The sequence below is a fragment of the Rhodococcus sp. ABRD24 genome, assembly GCF_004328705.1.
Lineage (GTDB): Bacteria > Actinomycetota > Actinomycetes > Mycobacteriales > Mycobacteriaceae > Prescottella.
Genome location: NZ_CP035319.1, coordinates 1,884,603 through 1,902,341 on the forward strand (window position 1 = coordinate 1,884,603; position 17,739 = coordinate 1,902,341).

Here is a 17,739-nt window from a genome sequence, read left to right on the forward strand (position 1 = left end):
CGATCAGTTGTCACGCCGTGAGCTAGTCGTACGCGGTGTCGGCCATCGCGGTTGCCAACCCTCCCGCGAGCAAAAAGCTCACCGGGCTGGTGGGGTGACATGACCGCCCAGCCGCGCCCCCAAGCAGGAACTCGAGTACCGGCGCACCATCGCGAACGCCATCGACAGCGGCCGGATCAGTCCCTGCGGTCGTGGAATTTGGCTCAACCGGCGGCGCAAGCAACCGGCCGCGAGCGCCGCAACGCTGCCCACCTCACATCCGCCGCCCGCCGACACCACGCTGTCGGCGGGTTTGCCGGATCCTTGTCCGCCAATGAAACTCTGTACTCAAGTGCAATTTGAAACTCTTGAGGTTCCCGACACGACAATCGGGAGAGCCTGGTAGACATAGCGGTTCGCGCCATCGTCGGGGTAGGCGCTGCAAACTCGCTTCCGGTTCAGTGCGTGGCGCTGGCCCCCGCCCTGACGAAGGAATTCGCCATGCCGATCACCTTTCCGACTGAACCCTGCCCACAGCGGACTCGCGGGCAGCGCACTCGCATGTCGTTGATTGCGGGATCAGTTGCTGTTGCAGCCATCGCAGCACTGAGCGCATGCGGAGGCGACGACGTGACAGCGGACACCAACCCCACCGCAACCTCGACAACCACCTCGACGGCTGCGCCCACCACCACGACCGCTGGCGCCAAGCCCGCAAGCGCGACCACCAGAGAAGAGGCCAACACGGCACTCGCAGCCCTTGGAACACTGCCAGTGAAGGGACGCGCACCAAAGACCGGGTACGGCCAGGAACTGTTCGGATCCGCGTGGACGGACGACGTGTCGGTCGACGGCGGTCACAACGGCTGCGACACTCGCAATGACATTCTTCGCCGCGACCTGACGCACATCACGGTGAAGCCGGGCTCAAACAACTGCACCGTCGTGACAGGCACGCTCAACGACGCCTACACGGGCACTGAGATCGCGTTCACGCGCGGCGAGGGCACGTCCACTGTGGTGCAGATCGATCATGTTGTGGCCCTGTCGGATGCGTGGCAGAAGGGCGCCCAACAGCTGGATGAGGTGACGCGACGCAACTTCGCGAACGATCCCCGCAACCTCCAGGCGGTCGCTGGGCCAGCGAATCAGCAGAAGTCAGATGGTGATGCAGCGACTTGGTTGCCGTCGAACAAGGCTTATCGGTGCACGTACGTGTCCCGTCAAGTCGAGGTGAAATCCGCCTATAGCTTGTGGGTGACGGAAGCTGAGCGGGACGCGATTGCCCGCGTGCTCGGCGAGTGCGGGGCGACGGCCCCAGCCTCGGCACCGGCGACAGCTCCTGCAGTGGCTGAGCCGACCGCCGTCGCTTCGAACCGGCCAGCCCGCCCCCAGGTCTCACCCGAACCAGCGCAGGCGCCAGCTCCGGCTCCGGCGCCGTTGGTCGCGCCTGCGCCGGACCCAGCCCCGGCTCCTGCCCCAGCGCCCAGTGGCGGCGTCTACTACAAGAACTGCGCAGCAGCACGAGCAGCCGACGCTGCTCCGATTTACGCCGGACAGCCCGGCTACAGCAGCAAACTCGACCGCGACGGTGACGGGGTCGCTTGCGAATGAACATTCCTCTCCTCGAAAGGCTCAGCGTGAGAAAGACCTTCGCGCTCGTCGCCGTGGCCGTCGCACTGACTGCTGTCGCGTGTGGAGACAGTGACTCGGACGCCATTCCCGCGCCGCGATCCACGACCCCATCGAAAACCACGGTTGATGTGACCGCGCCAGTTCGCGCTGCTGTGACGACGCCGGCGGCAACACCGACGGCCCGCGATCTCCCTTCGGGCCGGAACATGCCGGCGGGCTACATCACCCGCGACACCTGGTCCGGCGAGTGGCCGTTCACCGTCGATGAAGGCACTCTCATGTGTGCCTCGCCATCGCGCGTAACCTTCACAGCGAACCGGACCATGTATGCCCTCAACGGTGCCGCGAAGCAAGCGGGCGGCCTCGACGACATCAACGAAATCTGGGCGTCCAGCGGATCCGGTCTGAAAGCCAACCTGGGTCCGGTAATCAATGCGGGTTTGAAACTCTGCTAGCGCGGTGGCGATCGAATCAGGTGGGGAATCGTGAAGGGCAACAGTAAGGCTGGCGGGATTGCGATCCTGATCGTGCTCGGCTTGGTGTTCGCGTACTGGAAGTGGATCGTCGGGTTCGCCGCGGTGTGCCTAGTGATCTGGGGCGCATATGCGGGCATCACAACCGCGGTACGCAAACACCAGGAACAGACTGCGAAGAGGCAAGCCGAGAACGCGGCCCTGTCCGCCCGTGCCGACGAACAACACCAGGAGTACCTCGCCGGCAAAGACGATGGGCTGTACGGCGACTATCAGCCAGCCTCACTCGACTAAGGCTGATCTCCAGAATCGGGCCCACTCGGATCGACGCCACGACCGCAGGGCCCACTGGCTTTGGGGAATCTCAGAACAGAGGAAGTGCTGCCGAGTCTCATCTCGGGGTACTAGACCCGTGGTGCGAGGACGGCCGCCGTCGACGCGTGAAGACCCGATCCGGGGTGGATGTTTCCAGGCGCCCGCTCGATGAGGCTTGGTCGGTCGGTCTCTTGAAAGAAGGTCCCCGCGTGTTCGAACGCCTCTCCGATCGCACCTCCGCGATTATCTTCAGCATCCTGGTCCTCGCGATCTCGCTTTGCACCGCGAACGTCGCCGAAGGCCTGGTCCTCGCGATCTCGCCACTGCTCGCGGTGCTGGTCATGCTGCTCGTCGTCACCCGAGAGGGCTACGGACGCGCCGGGTGGCGCCGTCTGGGCATGGGCAAGCTGGGCCTCCGATACTGGCCGCTCGCACTGATTACCACGGCCGGTGTGTCGGCGCTGGCAATCGTCGGCGTCGTCGGGGTCGGCGCCGCGAGCTTCACAATGCTGTCGGGAGATTGGCTCCAGACGACTCTCGTGCTGTGCATCACCGGCCCGATCCTCGCCTTCGCCGAGGAGATCGGTTGGCGCGGATACCTGCAACCGCGCCTCGCCTTTCTCGGCAAACGGTGGGCGATGCTCACGGTGGGTGTCATCTGGATCGGTTGGCACCTTCCGTACATCCTCCTGACGTCGTCCTACCACGCCGAGGGTGAACGTCTCATCGTACTAACGCTTTTCAGCGGTAGCGTGATCGCCTTCTCGTTCGTGTTCGGCTACCTGCGCCTGCTGTCCGACAGTGTGTGGCCCGCCGTACTCGCGCATTTCGCGCACAACGCGACGTTCGCCGTCCTCGCGACCTACGCGATCACGACAGACCGACCCGTCCTCGTGAACGAGTACCTCGCCGGAGACACCGGCCTGTTCGTACTCATCGGCACCCTGATATGTGCACTCGCAATCGCACTCCGCGCGAGGACGGTCACTCCGCGTCCTTCGGAGCGCTTCCTCCAACAGTCCTGGCGAGGATGACGGCCTGCACACGGTCCCGCAGGCCGAGCTTGCGCAGAACGGAGCCGAGATGGGTCTTCACCGTCGACTCCGCCACATGGAATCGCACGGCGATCTCGGAGTTGGTGAGGCCGAGACCGACAGCCGCCAGGATCTCGCGCTCGCGGGCGGTCAGGGTGTCGAGGCTCGTATCACAGGGTGGAGGTCCCGTCGGGCCCTCGTGTGGTGCCCGCGCGGTGAGGACGAACGAATCGACCAGTCGTCGCATCAATCTCGGCGCGATCGGAGCTTCGCCCGCCGCCGCCGCCCGGATGGCGGCAACGAGCTCCATCGCGCCGGCGTCCTTCACGAGGAACCCCGATGCTCCGGCCTGAAGCGCCTCGACCAGAAGGGTTTCGGTGTCGAAGGTGGTCAGCATCACCACGCGCGGCGCGCCGGGCGCGGCGAGCAGCCTGCGAGTCGCCTCGATGCCGTCGATCCCAGGCATGTTGATGTCCATGAGCACCACGTCGGACCGGCACTCGGGTCGCCGGAGCGCCTCGAGAGCGGCCTCGCCGTCAGCAGCGCCGCCGACAACACTCATACCGGTCGTCGCATCGATGATCATCGTGAACCCCGTTCGCACGAGTTCCTGGTCATCGACGAGGAACACGCGGATCGTCGCACCCACGCTCACGATGCGCTCCGCTCGCCGACCACGGTATCCAACGGAATCTCCACTGTGACCTCGAATCCTCGCACCGGACGGCGCTCGGCCGAGAACTCCCCGCCGAGCTCGCGAACCCGTTCTCGCATGCCGGCGAGTCCGTGCCCGCAGCCGGATTGAGAACCCATGGCGCGTGCACCGTGCTGGCCTGGTCCGTCGTCGTCGACACGCACACGGAGAGCGTCCGGCGTGTACTCGATGGCGACGCGGGCGCTCACCGGCGAGCCCGCGTGTTTGAGGACGTTCGTGAGCGCCTCCTGGACCGCGCGCAACACAACGAATCTCAGCCGGAACGGGAGGGTGTCGAAGGTTGCGGGATGGTTGTGGAACTCGACCGGCAGGCCCGCAGCACGAACGGAGTCGACGAGACGCCGCAGCTCCGCGCCCGTGGCCTGGCCGATGTGCGACGCGGCGAATTCGGTGTCGACATCGTGCGCGTCCACGTCACGGAGCACGTCTACGACGGCGCGCACCTCGGCGAGTGCCGAACGCGCCGTTCCGCCGATAACGCTCAGGATGTCGCGAGCCTCGGTGCGGTGCCAGGAGGCAGCATTCTCGGCGGCGTAAGCGGCGCCGTCCGCTTGAACGATGACGACAGTCAGTGAATGCGCGACGATGTCATGGATCTCACGGGCAGCGGACACCCGTTCACGCTGCGCGATGAATCGTTCGAGCTGCCGCTGCCCCTCCTCGAGCTGAATGACGGCACTGCCGAGCTGGCGCAGGTTTTCCTCCCGCCCTCGCACAAGATTCCCGATGACCCACACGAGCGCAGCAAGCACCGCGAGCACTGCCGCCGCTCCAAGCGCGTTCTGAACATAGGCGGGCGGGGTGCTCCACCTGAACCCGGCGAGCAGACTGCCCACGAGCGCGGCAGCGAGCGTGAACAACCGTACGCCGAGTGACGGAACGTTTGCGGCTACGGTGTAGACGACGATCGCCTGGGCGACATTGCCCGGCAGCGGGATCGGGATGAAGATGAGTTGAACGACCGACATCGCCAGGGTCCACGCCAGGACAAGAGTCGGGCATCGGCGGCGCACGGCGAGCGGGAAGATCGTGAGACCAGCGACGATCAGGCCCGGCCATCCCGCGATGAATACGCTCGCCGTGCCCAGCAACACAAGCAGCACACCGGCGAACATCGAGTCCAGGAGCAACGCATGGTCGCGACCCCAGCGATAGGCGGTGGCCGCCAGGGCATCAGGTCGCTCCACAAGAAACTCCGTTCGACCTTCCGGTGATCCAATGAATGTGAGTGATCGCAGTGTAGGGACACATCCGCCCTCCACGACAAGCCACAACCATCACCGAACTTTGACGGCCTCCAACTCGACCACACCAAACTCGCATGTCTGTGGCCTGTCACACCTCGACGGACGCGCTCGCACCTCGCGCACGGCACGCGATCGGCGGAAGCGGCCCAGGTGTTCCTGCAGGAACGCGTCGATGGTGCGGGGCCCGCGGCCCAGGACGCGGGCGACCGGTGGTGACTCCGGGCGGGACACGACTCACGACGCGATGACGACGACGCTGCGATCACGCTGGCTATTGGCGCTGATGGCGCTCAGCGCCAGCCCTGGGCTCATCGCCTGGCTACCCGGTGTCAGCCCCACCGCGTCGATCGCGCTCACACGGTCGGGTGGATGTTGTGGAGAAGCGGCGTCAGAGTTCACCGGATCGACGGCGTGCCCGATCCCACTTCGCCGCTTGACCTATCTACATATTCTAGTACTAGAATAAGCCAATGGGTTTGACTGCCGCGGAGCTGACTGTCCTGGGCCTGGTTGTCGAGCAGCCTCGGCATGGCTACGACCTGGAGCAAGTCATCGAGCAGCGCGGTATCCGGGAGTGGACGGACATCGGTTTCTCGTCGATCTACTACGTGCTGACCAAGCTGGAGAAGCGTGGCCTTGTCAGTGCCGAAGAAGGACGTTCCAGCGCGAGGTCACGACGAGTGTTCCGAGCAACCGAGGAAGGTCGGCACGCTGCGGCGAGCGAGGCTCTTGCCTATGTCGCCGTTCTCCGATCGGTTCCGCATCCGGTCCTCGTCGGATTGGCCAACCTGCCGCTGCTTTCCGAGCAGTCCTACGACGACGCACTGCGCAGCAGGTTGACGCAGATCGACGCCAGGATCGCATCCGTCATGAACGCCGAGCAGAGGCAAGCCCCCCTTCCGGCTTCCGCCCGCGAAGTCTTCTCCTACTCCCTCTGTCTCCTAGAAGCAGAAAGGTCGTGGCTCGCAGAGCGAGTCCAGGTATCCGGTGACTGATATGAGCGAACTCAGGCCGCACAACAAGAAGGCGATCATTGACAGAATCCCTACCGTCGGCGGGCTGCATTGCGAGACGACGGCGCTAGGCGTGCTCCTCGAGCACGCCGGAGTCGAGCTTTCTGAACCCATGCTGTTCGGGCTAGGGAGCGGACTGTCGTTCATCTACTGGGATTCGAAGAAGCAGGAGCTGCCGTTTCTCGGCGGCAGGGTGAAGCCCTTCGCCCTCACGCAGAACCTGACCACACGACTTGGCCTGAAGTTGCGGACACAGGAGACCACCTCCGCACGGAAGGCGTGGGACCAGGTGCGGGCGTCGATCGACGAGGGGATCCCGGTGGGCCTGCAGCTCGACAGCCACGACCTGGACTACTTCGGCTCCCGAGTACACTTCGCCGGCCACGTCGTCGCCATGTACGGCTATGACGACGAGAGGGCCTACCTGGTGGATACCGCGCAGCAAGGCAGCCGCGTGTCGACGAGCCTGGAGAGCCTGGCCAGGGCACGAGCCGCACGGGGGCCGATGTCGGCCCGGCACCGCTCGTTCACCGTGGAGGGCCCAGCGTCCTGCATCGACGCTGAGCAGCTCGTCCCGGCGACCATCTCCGCGATCACAGCCTGCGCGGAGGAGTTCCTCACTCCACCGATTTCCAACGTAGGCAATCGTGGCATTCGTACGGCCGCAACGCGCATACGCTCGTTGCTCGATCGAGTCGCAGACCCCAAACGTGATCTCGCTGTCATCGGCACGCTGATGGAACGGGCAGGCACCGGAGGCGCACTGTTCCGCAATCTGTACCGGGACTTCCTGACCGAGTGCCTCGAATTGCTTGGGGGGAGACCGGAGGCGGAGTTCATCATGCAGGGGAGGCAGTGCTTCGCCGACTCGGCACAGATGTGGACAAGCGTCGCGCAGCTCATCGAGCGCGCGGGCGCCACAGAGAACTCGCAACTCCTGGCCGAAGCGAGCGAGCAACTGTTGGACATCGCGGTGATCGAGACCTCCGCGATGACTGCGCTCCGATCCCTGAATATGCCCGAGCCGGTCCAATCGATCGGACTTTCATGAACGCAACATGCGGATATCCGTCCGATTGTCAGCGAGCCGACTTTCCACGTCCAGTGATGCTCGCGCACAACACTTTTGATGCCTTCTCAGTCGACTCCTGAAACGGACAATCCGATCTCGACCAGGGGTCGCCGTCGATATCCCGGTGCATCCGAGCCGCCACACCGGGAGTGCGAACCGCTCGTTCCCTCACATCTTCGTAGACACAGTCTGCGATGACCTGCAAACGGGGGATCAACTACCTCCTGCGCGGGAGCTTTTGCGAGTGCGCGGATGCGTTTTTGAAGGCGGTATCCGGCACGCTGGCAGAGGAATCGACTTCGCCCGGCGCGAAGCCCCAGAACGCTCGCACTGCTCCATACCGTCCCCCGATCCGTGCGGATGAAGGGCATCGACCACGGTCGCAGGCATCGCCGGAAATTGTCTCAGCAACTCCCGGATGCGGGACTCGAAGGGGTCGGCGATCGAACCAGCCTTGGCGCGTTGGTATTTCGGAGGACCCTCAGCGGCGAGCGCCGAACGGACGGTGTTGCGGGAAAGCTCCTTCATTAGGACGATCGCCTTGATGGGGTCGTCGCCACAGCCGCCAACTCGGCCCGGAGGTTCAGCGATCGGCATACCGGAAGCTGCTGATCCTCGACGCCGTGGACGACATCAACGACCTTCGAGTTCCGCCAGAGAACCGGCTGGAAAAGCTGGAAGGAGACCGGAAGGGACAGCACAGCATCCGAATCAACGATCAATGGCGGATCTGTTTCGTCTGGACCATGAACGCCCAGGATGAACCACTTTTCGACATCATCACACCGGGCGCGATCCTCAACGAGGAGTGCATCAAGCCCTTCGGGATCACCCAGCACCACCTGGCTGTCGCGATCGTAGTGCCGCCGCGCCGCATCAACGAGAGTGTGCACGGAAAGCGCCGCATCTCTCCGGATACCGCCCTGCGATTGGCCCGGTATTTCTCGACCAGCGAGCGGTTTTGGATGAACCTGCAGGACCGCTACGACATCGATGTCGAGCGCGAGCGCCTCGCGCCTCAGCTGGACGCCATCACCCCACTGGCGCTGAGCGCGTAAACCGACGATCGTGGGTTCTCACCCGATGAGCATGCCCGGACGGTAGTAGCCGCTGTGGACGCTGTACTGGCGGGACCGGAACCTGAAGTTCCACCGGTACGACCCACTCGCGCCCAGCCCCTACGTTCAGGATCTGCTCGACCACATCGACCGCAGCGGCGGCCCGATCTTCTGGGGCTGAACCACTACCAGGCAGCCCCGCTCTCGAACGACTCGGCGGCATCACCCCGGTCCAGTCCGACGTCGGCGAGGGAGTCGATGATCTCGATGCGGGCGGCGCGGCCCGCCTCACTCAGGTCCTCGTCGGGGATCCGGTCGTAGGCGGCGGCGAGGGCGGTCAGGGTGCGTCTGACGGCGGCAAGCTCGTCGCGGGCCTGCCGCACCCGCCGGGCGAGATCACGCACGCCAGCCGGTGTGAGGCGCTCCGACCTGCGAAAAATTCGCCACCAAGCCCTGATCGTGTCCGCACCGCTGCCGATCCGATCCGGGGCCCAGGTAGGTCCAGTGAACGCCGCACTCATACGCGGCTCGCTCTTGACTCCACCCCAGCTCGGCTCTACGTGTGCGGATGCGCTCGCCGAGGGCGACCAGCACAGGCGCGGCCAAGCCACCCGCCACTGCAAGCGCCAGGAATGCGACGAAGAGTGAAAGTCCGCAGTGGTCGTAGCTGTTTGACCAGCCTCGCGGTCGCCACCCCTGTCTCATCCTGGAAGCAGCGGTGGAAAATCGCCCACGGCCGGAGCGACGGCGCAGCAGGGGAACAGAATTTTCGCGTGCGGGCACAACTTGATCGGATACAGGGAGGCCATCAGCGGGCGGGCGGCCTCAGCCCCGTTGTGCGCCTGGGAGATCCGGTACGGCTTTCACATTGCGCGGGTCAGAATGCTCTGAGCCGTGAAACTCGACGCACCCGATTTTGGAGGTGCAGATCATTCGGCCGAATGGACAGGCCGGCAATCTTCGAGAAGGGAAGAGTCGAATCATGTCGAGGGGGGTCGCGGCGGAAGGCGGACGGTGGCGCCCACTTGGGCAACAGTTGTTTCCGCGGCCCCGGCTGACGCAGATTCTCGATTCCATGCCGTCAGTGACCGTGATCCGGGGACCACGAGGGTCGGGGAAGAGCGCCGTTGTTGAGGCATGGCGGGAGTCGGGCCGCCTTCCCGCAGATCAGGTCGTCATCATCGCTCCCCCACACAACCGCGGACAACGACAGGGCTATTGGGCAGCGGCCGAAGAGTCCCTCGCCAGGTCGACATCGCCCACTGTCATCGTGCTGGACCTCCCTGAACGCCTCGACGACACCGCTCTTGAAGAGCGGGTGGTCGACTTGCTCGATCAACCTGGGCGGCGCATCTCCGTGATCATCCTGACGCGCCTGAGTTTCGCTTTCCCGACACTGTCGAGGCCACCAGGCGGCTACCAGGTCATCACGCCGAACCAACTTCAGTTCACCGCAGAGGAGACCGGTCTCTGGCTGCGAACGTTCGGCCACCGGCTGTCGACACGGGACATCGACACCGTCTGCGAACTGACGGGCGGCCACGCGGCGCTGACCGCGGTGGCGGCATCGGTAGCCCGCCTGTTCGCCGAGGACCTGTCGATCGGCCCGAAACTGTTCGCGTCTACGCTCACGCGAGCCATCGACGATTATGTGCGCGACGCTTCCGCGCGAGATCCAGAACTCGCCGACTTCGACCTCGCGCGACTATCCATCGCCCATGAGCTCGACAACTCATCGGCCCCGATTGTCGGAGGAGACCTGGACCTGCCCCAGCTTGAATGGTGTGGCATCGCCACGCGGGGACTCGGCCCTGGAGGGGACAGCTATCGAATACCCGACGGCGTTCGTGATTCCCTGCTGCGCATGGCATGCCAGGATACGCCGGAGGTCGTACGCAGCACATCGGCAACACTCTGCACCGTGCAGCTCACGCGTCGACAGCCACTTCGCGCACTCGACTACGCACGCTTGTCGGAGGACTGGACCAGGGTCGCCGAGATCATCGAATCGCACTGGCTGACGTTGATGGCTGTGCCGCAGCAATCGACGCGCGATGCCCTCCTTGCGCTGCCTCCCCAGATTGTGGACCGAAACCCCCTCCTCGGAGCGTGGCGCAGTCTCTCTGTACAGGCCGCACGCACTCGACCCACCACGGCCGAACACGAATTCCACGAGAGCGGGCCAGCCCAGCCGGGGAGCCTCGAACGCGAACTGGCGCCTGAGACACTGCGATCGATGCAGTTCCGGATGAGTGGACGGTTCAGGGACGCCGCGGCGCTCAGCGCCCGCCTGTCGACACTCGCCGATCGCGAAGCCGCTGAGCATCCACCCGCCCGGGACGGGCTACCGTTCTTACACCTTCAATGGGGGATCAACCACCTCCTGCACGGCAACTTCGACGAGTGTGCGGACGCGTTCTTGAAAGCGGTATCCGGCACGCTAGCAGAAGGATTCGACTTCGTCCGGCGCGACGCCTCCGGAAAACTCGCACTGCTCTACGCCGTCCACGGCGACCCGACCCGTGCGGGCGAATGGGTATCAACCAGCGAGCAGTTCGACCTACCCCCGGATGGAATGTCGTCGATCACCGCGCTCGGGCAGTTGACGGCTCGCGCGCTGACGGCTCTCGATCGCATGGACCTCGACTCTGCACGTGAAGCGCTCGACGCAATCGGGACGGTCTCGGACCAGGAAGAGTTGTGGAGCTTCGCGAGCTACGCGCGCTCACAGTATGCGCTGATGACGGGGAACGCGGAATCCGGATTGTCCGAGCTATGGCACGAGAAGTCCGTCTATCGTCGCTGGCTCACATCCGATGCTCTGGCCACGCAACTCCTGGCGGCGGCCGAAGCCGACCTGCTGTGCGCACTCGGACGCGGAAGCGAGGCTCGTACCATCGCTTCGACGCCAGGCACTTTCGCGGGACTGACAACCGTCCGCGCACGCATCGAACTGCTCACCGGCAATCCCCAAGGCGCGCTGGGTGAATGCACTCAACTGCCCTCCAACCAGAATCGGGGCCTGCGCGCACCCATCGAGATCGCCTTGATCGCCGCCGCCGCGTACACCGAACTCGGCGATACCGCCGCTGCGGAGAAAAACGTACGTCATGCACGGACCCTCTCCTCGCGCACTGGCGTTGTGCGCCCCTTCGCCATGATGTCCTCCCGCTCGGCGGCCTCGTCGGCACACCTCCGAGAAGCGCCTACAGATCTGCCGCCCGCGACCCGCCCGGTGTTCCCCGACGCCATTGATCACGTCGACCTCACCACCCGCGAAGTAGCCGTGTTGCGCGAACTGGAAACGGGGGCAAAGAATATAGAGATCGCCACCCGACTCTTCGTCTCGGTGAACACAGTCAAGTCCCAGAGCCAGAGCTTGTACCGCAAGCTCGGAGCACGCTCACGCGTCGAGGCAGTTACCACAGCCCGGCACCTGGGTTTGCTGTGAGCGGGAATGCGCCTTGCGGCTGGAGCCATATACCGAGTTGCGCACGGATTGCCGTCGACGTATGGGATCAACCGTCAATCAGACAGTCTCACTCAGGATGTCGAGAAACAGCGCACGCATCGTGTGGGTGACGTTCGTTGGCCATAGGGCATGCACGGGCGCGTGGATCGGTGGCTGTAGTTCAAGAACTTTGACGGAGCCATTCAGCACAGAGCCGGGTGGAGAGGTAACGAAAGCAACCTGATCGGTGCCGACAACCGCCGTGATGGGCGGCGTGCCCTGGATCGGGTTGCGGAGGTAAGAAGGCTGAAAGCCGGCTTGCCGACAGTGTTCGAGAAGGAGGTCCGTGTAGCCGGACCGACCCGGTTCTCCCCAGACGATCACTGTTTCGTCAGCGATCTCGGTCATCTCGACCGAGGATTGCGCAGCGAGTCGGTGTGACGCCGCGACCGCGAGACGAAGCCGATGGCGCGCGACGGTGGCACGCGACAGGCCACGGGCGGGAGCCATCCCACGGCACAGCCCGATGTCGAGCAGTCCGGATGCGAGGTCGGCAGCGAGTTGGTGCGGGAATCGTTGATGCGCTTCGACCGCGAACCCGGGGTACCGGGCATTGACCGTTTGCAGCAACGCGACGATTTCCTCGCTGGTGACGGCGGGTGTATGCCCGATACGTAAGATCTCGACTTCCCCGCGGCCGATGCGCCTTGCTCGTTCCAACGCGGCGCGGGTGACCCCTTGGAGTATGCGCGCGTCCTCGATGAGGGCTTCTCCAGCGGGTAGTGCTGTCACCCCCGTCGCGTCACGACGGAGCAGCGGGACCCCTACCTCGCGCTCCAGTGCGCGGATCGAACTGCTCAGCGCCTGTTGCGACATGTGCACTCGCGCCGCGGCACGCGTGAAGCTGCCTTCTGCAGCGACCGCGATGAGGTGATTGAGCTTGCGGAGGTCGAGGGTCATGTCGGTTACGCTACGACCCCTTCGAGACGACCGAATTCGCAACCTCCGAGGGCTTCGACGCAGAAGGCGATGTGGAACTGCGATGGCCTACTACTGGGCAATCCGCACTCCCGACTCGTCGCTCACGCACCAGGCTTCCTGGACTACCCCTTGACCTCGACGACCGGGAAGCCACACTCCGGCGGGACGGACAGAAGAGCCCACTACGCCTCGATCGGGCTGTACCAGTCGGCGTTCTCGAGCAGCACCCGCGTGCCCAAGTCCCTATCCCATACCGGCTCGATGCCGTGCCGACGCAAGACGGGAAACACCACGTCGTCGAGCAGGCGCGTCACATCGGCCGAGTAGAGGGCTTCCTTCGCGTCCTCGCTGAGCGCGTCGTAGGCAGCCTCGTCGAATGCTGCGGGTGGAAACGCGCCATAGCCGATGTAGGTTTCCCCGTCCTCGACGAGACGGTCGGTGTCCTGCTGGTGGAAGTACACGAAACCCTGCCAGTGGCGGCTGTCGTCGCGCTCGTCCCAGATCTCGCCGGACGCGCAGCTACCGCAGCAGGAGAAATCCACGCGGGCGACGACGCCGTTGGCATTGAGCTCCTCGAACGCGGCGATCGTGCGGGACGTATACGCTCCGATCTCCGTCTGCTGGCGCAGCCGGGCAGTGCGGAGCGCGACGAACGCCGCTCCGAGCTGCTCCTCTGTGAGATCGTAATCCTCGCCGTAGAAGTCGATGAAGTCGTCGATGTCGCCTCGGCCGGTGATCAGCAGATCCCAAATCAGCCGACTGAGCTCAGCGCGACCGTCCTCGTCGAGGGGAAGCTCGGGCAGTACCGCATAGGTCGGGAACGTATTCGGGTAGGACAACTCACTCACTGCGCCACCTCCGGATAGCTGACGAAACCGGGCAAATCACCCGGCCGCCAGAATACCCAGCGCGGCGACGTCCGCGCGGTGGCGGGATGATGCGGAGGATCTCCCACAGGAGGGTCCAGTCGCGCTGCCGCAATGCGCTCGAGCGGCTACCGATTTGTCCGTTCTCATCACCTGGGACCGTTCGGTCGATACTGTTCTACCGAGCGCGCTGACCTGCGGCGCTTACCTGGTCCCGACGCTGTCGGCGCCTACTCTTACCGCTCTTGCACCGCGAACTACATCGATGGAAGGTCCCGGCTCACCGCCGATCACTGCGTCAAGCTCGCCCCCTGGGCGCCTGGATTCATTCAGCAGTCCGACGGGCAGTTCGCCGGGATCGAGAACAAGGCGACGAAATCCCGGTCCGACATCGCGGAGACTTCCCGCGCATGCGCCGGCGGGGCGGGCGCAGAATCGCCCAACGCTGAATACGCCCCGAATCATTCCGACTACGTAGGAAGATGACCACCATGCGACATACCTTGACCAGATCCGCAATCCTGACAGCAGGGCTACTCCTGACAGCAACCCCTGCAGTGGCCCATGCCCAAGACTCCATCGGTGGCGGGAGCCCGACCGCAAGCGGCAGCAGCCTCTTCCAATCGGGTTCCGCTGAGACGCTCTTGGACGCCAATCGGTTCAACCGGACCTTCACCGCGCAGGAGATCACCAAGTGTCGGGAGGACGCTGAAGGCGGCGTTTCAACCGACTTCAGCCCCTGCCCCCTGCGACCGATCACCGAGATGGACCTCGCTGTATCACGCCTGCTGTTCGGCTCCGGGTACCTGCTGTTCGGCTCCGCCTCCAGCTGAGCGGAATCGCAACAACCCGTCACACAATTGTTCGAACATGCGCGCGGTGTCACGACGATGTCGCTACTGACCCCAGAACCGAGTAGACCTTCCAAGCACTACAATCGGGTCCAACGAGACGCGGCGAAGGGACGGCGTTGACAACAGGAGCATCGCCGACCTCGGACCGTTTGCGACAGGTCCTTCTGGCCCCGATAGACGCGGGCGGGCGTACCCAGGTGATTTTCCAACGCCTTCAAACTGCGATCGCCCTGGATGTATTCAAAGACGGTGAACAACTACCACCTGAGATAGACCTTGCAGCGCAGCTCGGGGTCTCTCCCGTGACCTTACGGGAAGCACTCAGCCTGTTGAGGGAGACAGGGCTGGTGGAGACCAAACGTGGCCGCTCGGGTGGAACCTTCGTCAGGCGAAAGGCATACAAGCCGTCCGTACACGGAAGACAGCAGCTTCTCCAGATGTCACCGGTCGAATTACGGGACCTGTCGGATTGGAAGACCAGCCTGGCCGAGGCTGCCACTTTCCTGGCGGCTGAGCGCTCGACCGACGATGAGGTCGATGATCTCGATCGCCGAGCCGAACAACTAGCCGCCGCCACCACTTCGGCTTCAGCGCGTCGAGCTGAGGGACGGATGTTCATCGCCATTGCGACTGCCTCACAGTCGGTACGCCTGACTCGCGCAGCAGTGGCAGTTCTCACCGAGCATGGACCACTTTTGTCGGTGGCGTTCGAATCCGACACTCTACGCAAAGAAGTCGCGACCGCCTATAGTGAAGTCTGCTCGGCTATACGTGACGGTGACCGCGAAACCGCCACCACTGCGGTGCGGGACGGTTCCACCAAAGTGGCTGTAGCACTTGCCGAGATTGCAGCAGAGCTACGTCGCCCAGCTCGTCGGTGAAGGAGTAATCGTGATGCCAGTCGACCGAGTCGAGGATCTGGCGGCCAGGGTCGCCGAGCGCATCGACGGCATCGCGAGTTCGTTGTCATCGCTGGCACAAGCCATTTCGGCGTCATCGGAAATCGACCTCGAACGAATACGAAGTATGACGCGAAACCTCTTGGACTTGCCGAACATGGAACTGGCGATAGGCGTCGGTTTCGCAGTGGACTACACCATCGACGGCAGATCACCCGCGATGGTGTGGTGGCGACGCAAGGATGGTTCTGTGATTGCGCGTACTCACGGCAGCGACCCCGACACCGACAGCTTCTATGACTACGCATCGCTGCGCTGGTTCGCGGCGGCGAAGCAGTCGAAACAAACGACCGTTTCCGGTCCCTTCATCGACAGTTGGGGTACCGATGACTACACGGTCACAGTCTCGTATCCGGTCCTGACCGATGACGATTGTGCGGGTGTGCTGGCCGCTGATGTCGACCTCCCCCAGATAGTGGAGGCCTGGACCGAAGCGGTCGGGGAGTCCGAGAGAGAAATGGCCTTGGTCAACGAGAACGATCGGGTGGTGGCCTCTACTGTGCCCACCCTGAGCACCGGCTTGTTGATACGGCCGAGGAACGTCAGCGACAGCATATTCGAAGTCGAACAACGTTGTGCAGTATCGAAATTCGGATGGTCCATCGTTGTATTGCAGCGCCGGTAGCGCTGTTCGTCACCTGGATGAAGGCGGACGCTGAAACTCCACTACATCGTCAGTCGGTGGGGTCATGGCCTGCGCCGAACCACAACGTTCCGACCGTGACCCCACCGGACTGACGGCGTGCGCTGCTACGGGTAGAGACCGCGCAGCTTGTGGGCCTCGGCAACCGTGTGTACCGCCAGGGACGTCGCTGCCGTACGCAGCGTCAGACCGCGTGTTCGGGCATGCATGTGAACGCGATTCCAGGCGGCGTACATACGCGCCTTGAGACGATCATCGACTTCTTGCAGGGTCCACCAATACGACTGATTGGCTTGTACCCATTCGAAGTAGGAGACGATCACGCCTCCTGCATTGGCCAGAATGTCGGGCACGACGATCGTGCCGTTGTCTGCGAGAATGCTGTCGGCTTCGGTGGTTGTGGGGCCGTTGGCGCCTTCGACGATCAACTTGGCCTTGACCTGCCCTGCGTTCATCCCGTTGATGACGCCCTCGACCGCGGCCGGCACGAGAAGATCGACCGCGAGGAGCAGCAGATCGTCCTTGCACTCGATGGCGTCCGTTCCGCTGAAACCGACTACGGTGCCGGTCCGTTCGACGTGCTCTTCGAGTGCCTCGATATGCAGCCCGCCTCCGCAGAAGATCGCACCGTACAGATCGCTCACCGCAACGACTTTGACCCCTGCATCCCACAGGAAGCGAGCCGCACCCCTCCCGACCTTGCCGAAGCCCTGAACTGCCGCCGTGGCGTGATCCGTTGTGATCTGCAGCGTTTCGAGCGCGCACAGAGCGATATGAACGACACCGCGGGAGGTGGCATCCGCCCGCCCTACCGAGCCCCCCAGAGCAATGGGCTTACCGGTGACGACACCGAGAGTGGTCCGGCCTTGGCTCACCGAATAGGTGTCCATCATCCACGCCATGGTCTTTTCGTCTGTGCCGATATCGGGCGCGGGTATGTCCGTATCGGGTCCCAGGACATGCGACAACTCGCTGGTGTATCGGCGAGTAACTCGCTCGAGTTCGGGTGTGGAGTAGTTGCGGGGATCTATTCTGACCCCGCCTTTGGCCCCGCCGTAGGGGACATCCAGTAGGGCGCACTTCCAGGTCATCCACATCGCCAGGGCGCGGACCTCGTCGAGAGTGACATCGGGGCTGTACCGAAGGCCTCCCTTGCCGGGTCCGCGCGAGAGGTTGTGTTGAACTCGAAAGCCACGGAGTATTTCGATCGAGCCGTCGTCGCGTCGGAGCGGAACGCTGACCGCGACCTCCCTACGTGGCAGGGCGAGCATCTCGAAGATGCTGTCGTCGTAGCCAAGTTCGTCGATTGCAGATCTCAGTTGTGTGTGCGCGTCGGCGAGCGGGTCGGCGGACACGGGCAGAATGTGAGTTTGAAGCGTGGTCACCTGGACTCCAGATGGTGGTGGATGTAGCCGAGTCGGGGGCATCGGTCGTAGCGCTGGAT

Annotated in this window: 19 protein-coding genes and 1 pseudogene; 13 read left to right on the forward strand and 7 right to left on the reverse strand. The window is 64.0% G+C overall.

Annotated elements, in window-relative coordinates:
- The first annotated feature begins 540 nt into the window (after positions 1-540).
- The 4 genes from ERC79_RS08385 (at position 541) to ERC79_RS08400 (ending at position 3,436) form a co-directional block, all read left to right on the forward strand.
- On the forward strand, positions 541-1,593 hold the full coding sequence (locus ERC79_RS08385) for a DUF1524 domain-containing protein (RefSeq protein ID WP_131580885.1): 1,053 nt from the start codon (positions 541-543) through the stop codon (positions 1,591-1,593).
- A 26-nt stretch (positions 1,594-1,619) separates the two neighbouring features.
- Positions 1,620-2,069 (forward strand): DUF2511 domain-containing protein, encoded by a 450-nt coding sequence (locus ERC79_RS08390; RefSeq protein ID WP_165497059.1) that lies wholly within the window; start codon positions 1,620-1,622, stop codon positions 2,067-2,069.
- Between the two features lie 30 nt (positions 2,070-2,099).
- Positions 2,100-2,381, forward strand: a complete 282-nt coding sequence (locus ERC79_RS08395) for a hypothetical protein (protein WP_131577327.1) — start codon at positions 2,100-2,102, stop codon at positions 2,379-2,381.
- A gap of 230 nt (positions 2,382-2,611) precedes the next feature.
- Positions 2,612-3,436 carry a CPBP family intramembrane glutamic endopeptidase gene (locus tag ERC79_RS08400; protein WP_131577329.1) on the forward strand — a complete coding sequence of 275 codons (825 nt, stop codon included), beginning with the start codon at positions 2,612-2,614 and terminating at the stop codon, positions 3,434-3,436.
- Here ERC79_RS08400 and ERC79_RS08405 read toward each other — a convergent pair.
- From ERC79_RS08405 to ERC79_RS23700, 3 genes are all read right to left on the reverse strand, one after another.
- Positions 3,387-4,022 (reverse strand): response regulator transcription factor, encoded by a 636-nt coding sequence (locus tag ERC79_RS08405; protein WP_242676860.1) that lies wholly within the window; start codon positions 4,020-4,022, stop codon positions 3,387-3,389. The genes ERC79_RS08400 and ERC79_RS08405 overlap by 50 nt on opposite strands.
- A gap of 65 nt (positions 4,023-4,087) precedes the next feature.
- The gene (locus ERC79_RS08410) at positions 4,088-5,338 is read right to left on the reverse strand and encodes a histidine kinase (RefSeq protein ID WP_131577333.1); all 1,251 of its coding nucleotides are present in this window, start codon (positions 5,336-5,338) and stop codon (positions 4,088-4,090) included.
- Between the two features lie 294 nt (positions 5,339-5,632).
- The gene (locus ERC79_RS23700) at positions 5,633-5,755 is read right to left on the reverse strand and encodes a hypothetical protein (RefSeq protein WP_278249726.1); all 123 of its coding nucleotides are present in this window, start codon (positions 5,753-5,755) and stop codon (positions 5,633-5,635) included.
- A 113-nt stretch (positions 5,756-5,868) separates the two neighbouring features.
- Between ERC79_RS23700 and ERC79_RS08420 the strand changes: the two genes are divergently transcribed.
- From ERC79_RS08420 to ERC79_RS08435, 5 genes and pseudogenes are all read left to right on the forward strand, one after another.
- On the forward strand, positions 5,869-6,393 hold the full coding sequence (locus tag ERC79_RS08420; protein WP_131577335.1) for a PadR family transcriptional regulator: 525 nt from the start codon (positions 5,869-5,871) through the stop codon (positions 6,391-6,393).
- Position 6,394: 1 nt separating this feature from the next.
- A complete protein-coding gene (locus ERC79_RS08425) occupies positions 6,395-7,462 on the forward strand; it encodes a BtrH N-terminal domain-containing protein (RefSeq protein WP_131577337.1) in 1,068 nt (355 codons plus the stop codon).
- Between the two features lie 608 nt (positions 7,463-8,070).
- Positions 8,071-8,229, forward strand: a pseudogene (locus ERC79_RS23375) (type II toxin-antitoxin system RelE/ParE family toxin); the annotation flags it as partial.
- The gene (locus tag ERC79_RS08430) at positions 8,212-8,541 is read left to right on the forward strand and encodes a HigA family addiction module antitoxin (protein ID WP_347563594.1); all 330 of its coding nucleotides are present in this window, start codon (positions 8,212-8,214) and stop codon (positions 8,539-8,541) included. The pseudogene ERC79_RS23375 and the gene ERC79_RS08430, both read left to right, overlap by 18 nt.
- Before the next feature lie 82 nt (positions 8,542-8,623).
- Entirely contained in the window at positions 8,624-8,722 is a 99-nt protein-coding gene (locus tag ERC79_RS08435; RefSeq protein WP_242676862.1) for a DUF3024 domain-containing protein, read from the forward strand.
- A 4-nt stretch (positions 8,723-8,726) separates the two neighbouring features.
- On the opposite strand, the gene ERC79_RS08440 is transcribed toward ERC79_RS08435, so the two are convergent.
- Positions 8,727-8,945 (reverse strand): hypothetical protein, encoded by a 219-nt coding sequence (locus ERC79_RS08440; RefSeq protein WP_131577341.1) that lies wholly within the window; start codon positions 8,943-8,945, stop codon positions 8,727-8,729.
- A 671-nt stretch (positions 8,946-9,616) separates the two neighbouring features.
- Here ERC79_RS08440 and ERC79_RS08450 point away from each other — a divergent pair.
- A complete protein-coding gene (locus ERC79_RS08450; RefSeq protein ID WP_207390444.1) occupies positions 9,617-11,992 on the forward strand; it encodes a LuxR C-terminal-related transcriptional regulator in 2,376 nt (791 codons plus the stop codon).
- Between the two features lie 78 nt (positions 11,993-12,070).
- Here ERC79_RS08450 and ERC79_RS08455 read toward each other — a convergent pair whose 3' ends face one another.
- Both ERC79_RS08455 and ERC79_RS08460 read right to left on the reverse strand, forming a co-directional pair.
- Positions 12,071-12,952: a LysR substrate-binding domain-containing protein gene (locus tag ERC79_RS08455; protein ID WP_131577345.1), complete on the reverse strand. Its 882-nt coding sequence runs from the start codon at positions 12,950-12,952 to the stop codon at positions 12,071-12,073.
- Between the two features lie 203 nt (positions 12,953-13,155).
- Positions 13,156-13,821, reverse strand: coding sequence for a hypothetical protein (locus ERC79_RS08460; RefSeq protein ID WP_131577347.1), 666 nt, complete (start codon positions 13,819-13,821; stop codon positions 13,156-13,158).
- 662 nt (positions 13,822-14,483) lie between these two features.
- On the opposite strand from ERC79_RS08460, the gene ERC79_RS08465 reads away from it, so the two are divergent.
- The 3 genes from ERC79_RS08465 to ERC79_RS08475 all read left to right on the forward strand — a co-directional run bounded on the left by ERC79_RS08465 (position 14,484) and on the right by ERC79_RS08475 (position 16,277).
- Positions 14,484-14,672, forward strand: a complete 189-nt coding sequence (locus ERC79_RS08465; protein ID WP_131577349.1) for a hypothetical protein — start codon at positions 14,484-14,486, stop codon at positions 14,670-14,672.
- Positions 14,673-14,809: 137 nt separating this feature from the next.
- Positions 14,810-15,574, forward strand: coding sequence for a GntR family transcriptional regulator (locus tag ERC79_RS08470; protein WP_131577351.1), 765 nt, complete (start codon positions 14,810-14,812; stop codon positions 15,572-15,574).
- A gap of 175 nt (positions 15,575-15,749) precedes the next feature.
- Positions 15,750-16,277, forward strand: coding sequence for a cache domain-containing protein (locus tag ERC79_RS08475; protein WP_242676780.1), 528 nt, complete (start codon positions 15,750-15,752; stop codon positions 16,275-16,277).
- Between the two features lie 125 nt (positions 16,278-16,402).
- Here ERC79_RS08475 and ERC79_RS08480 read toward each other — a convergent pair whose 3' ends face one another.
- The gene (locus ERC79_RS08480; RefSeq protein WP_242676781.1) at positions 16,403-17,680 is read right to left on the reverse strand and encodes a Glu/Leu/Phe/Val dehydrogenase; all 1,278 of its coding nucleotides are present in this window, start codon (positions 17,678-17,680) and stop codon (positions 16,403-16,405) included.
- Positions 17,681-17,739: the final 59 nt, after the last annotated feature.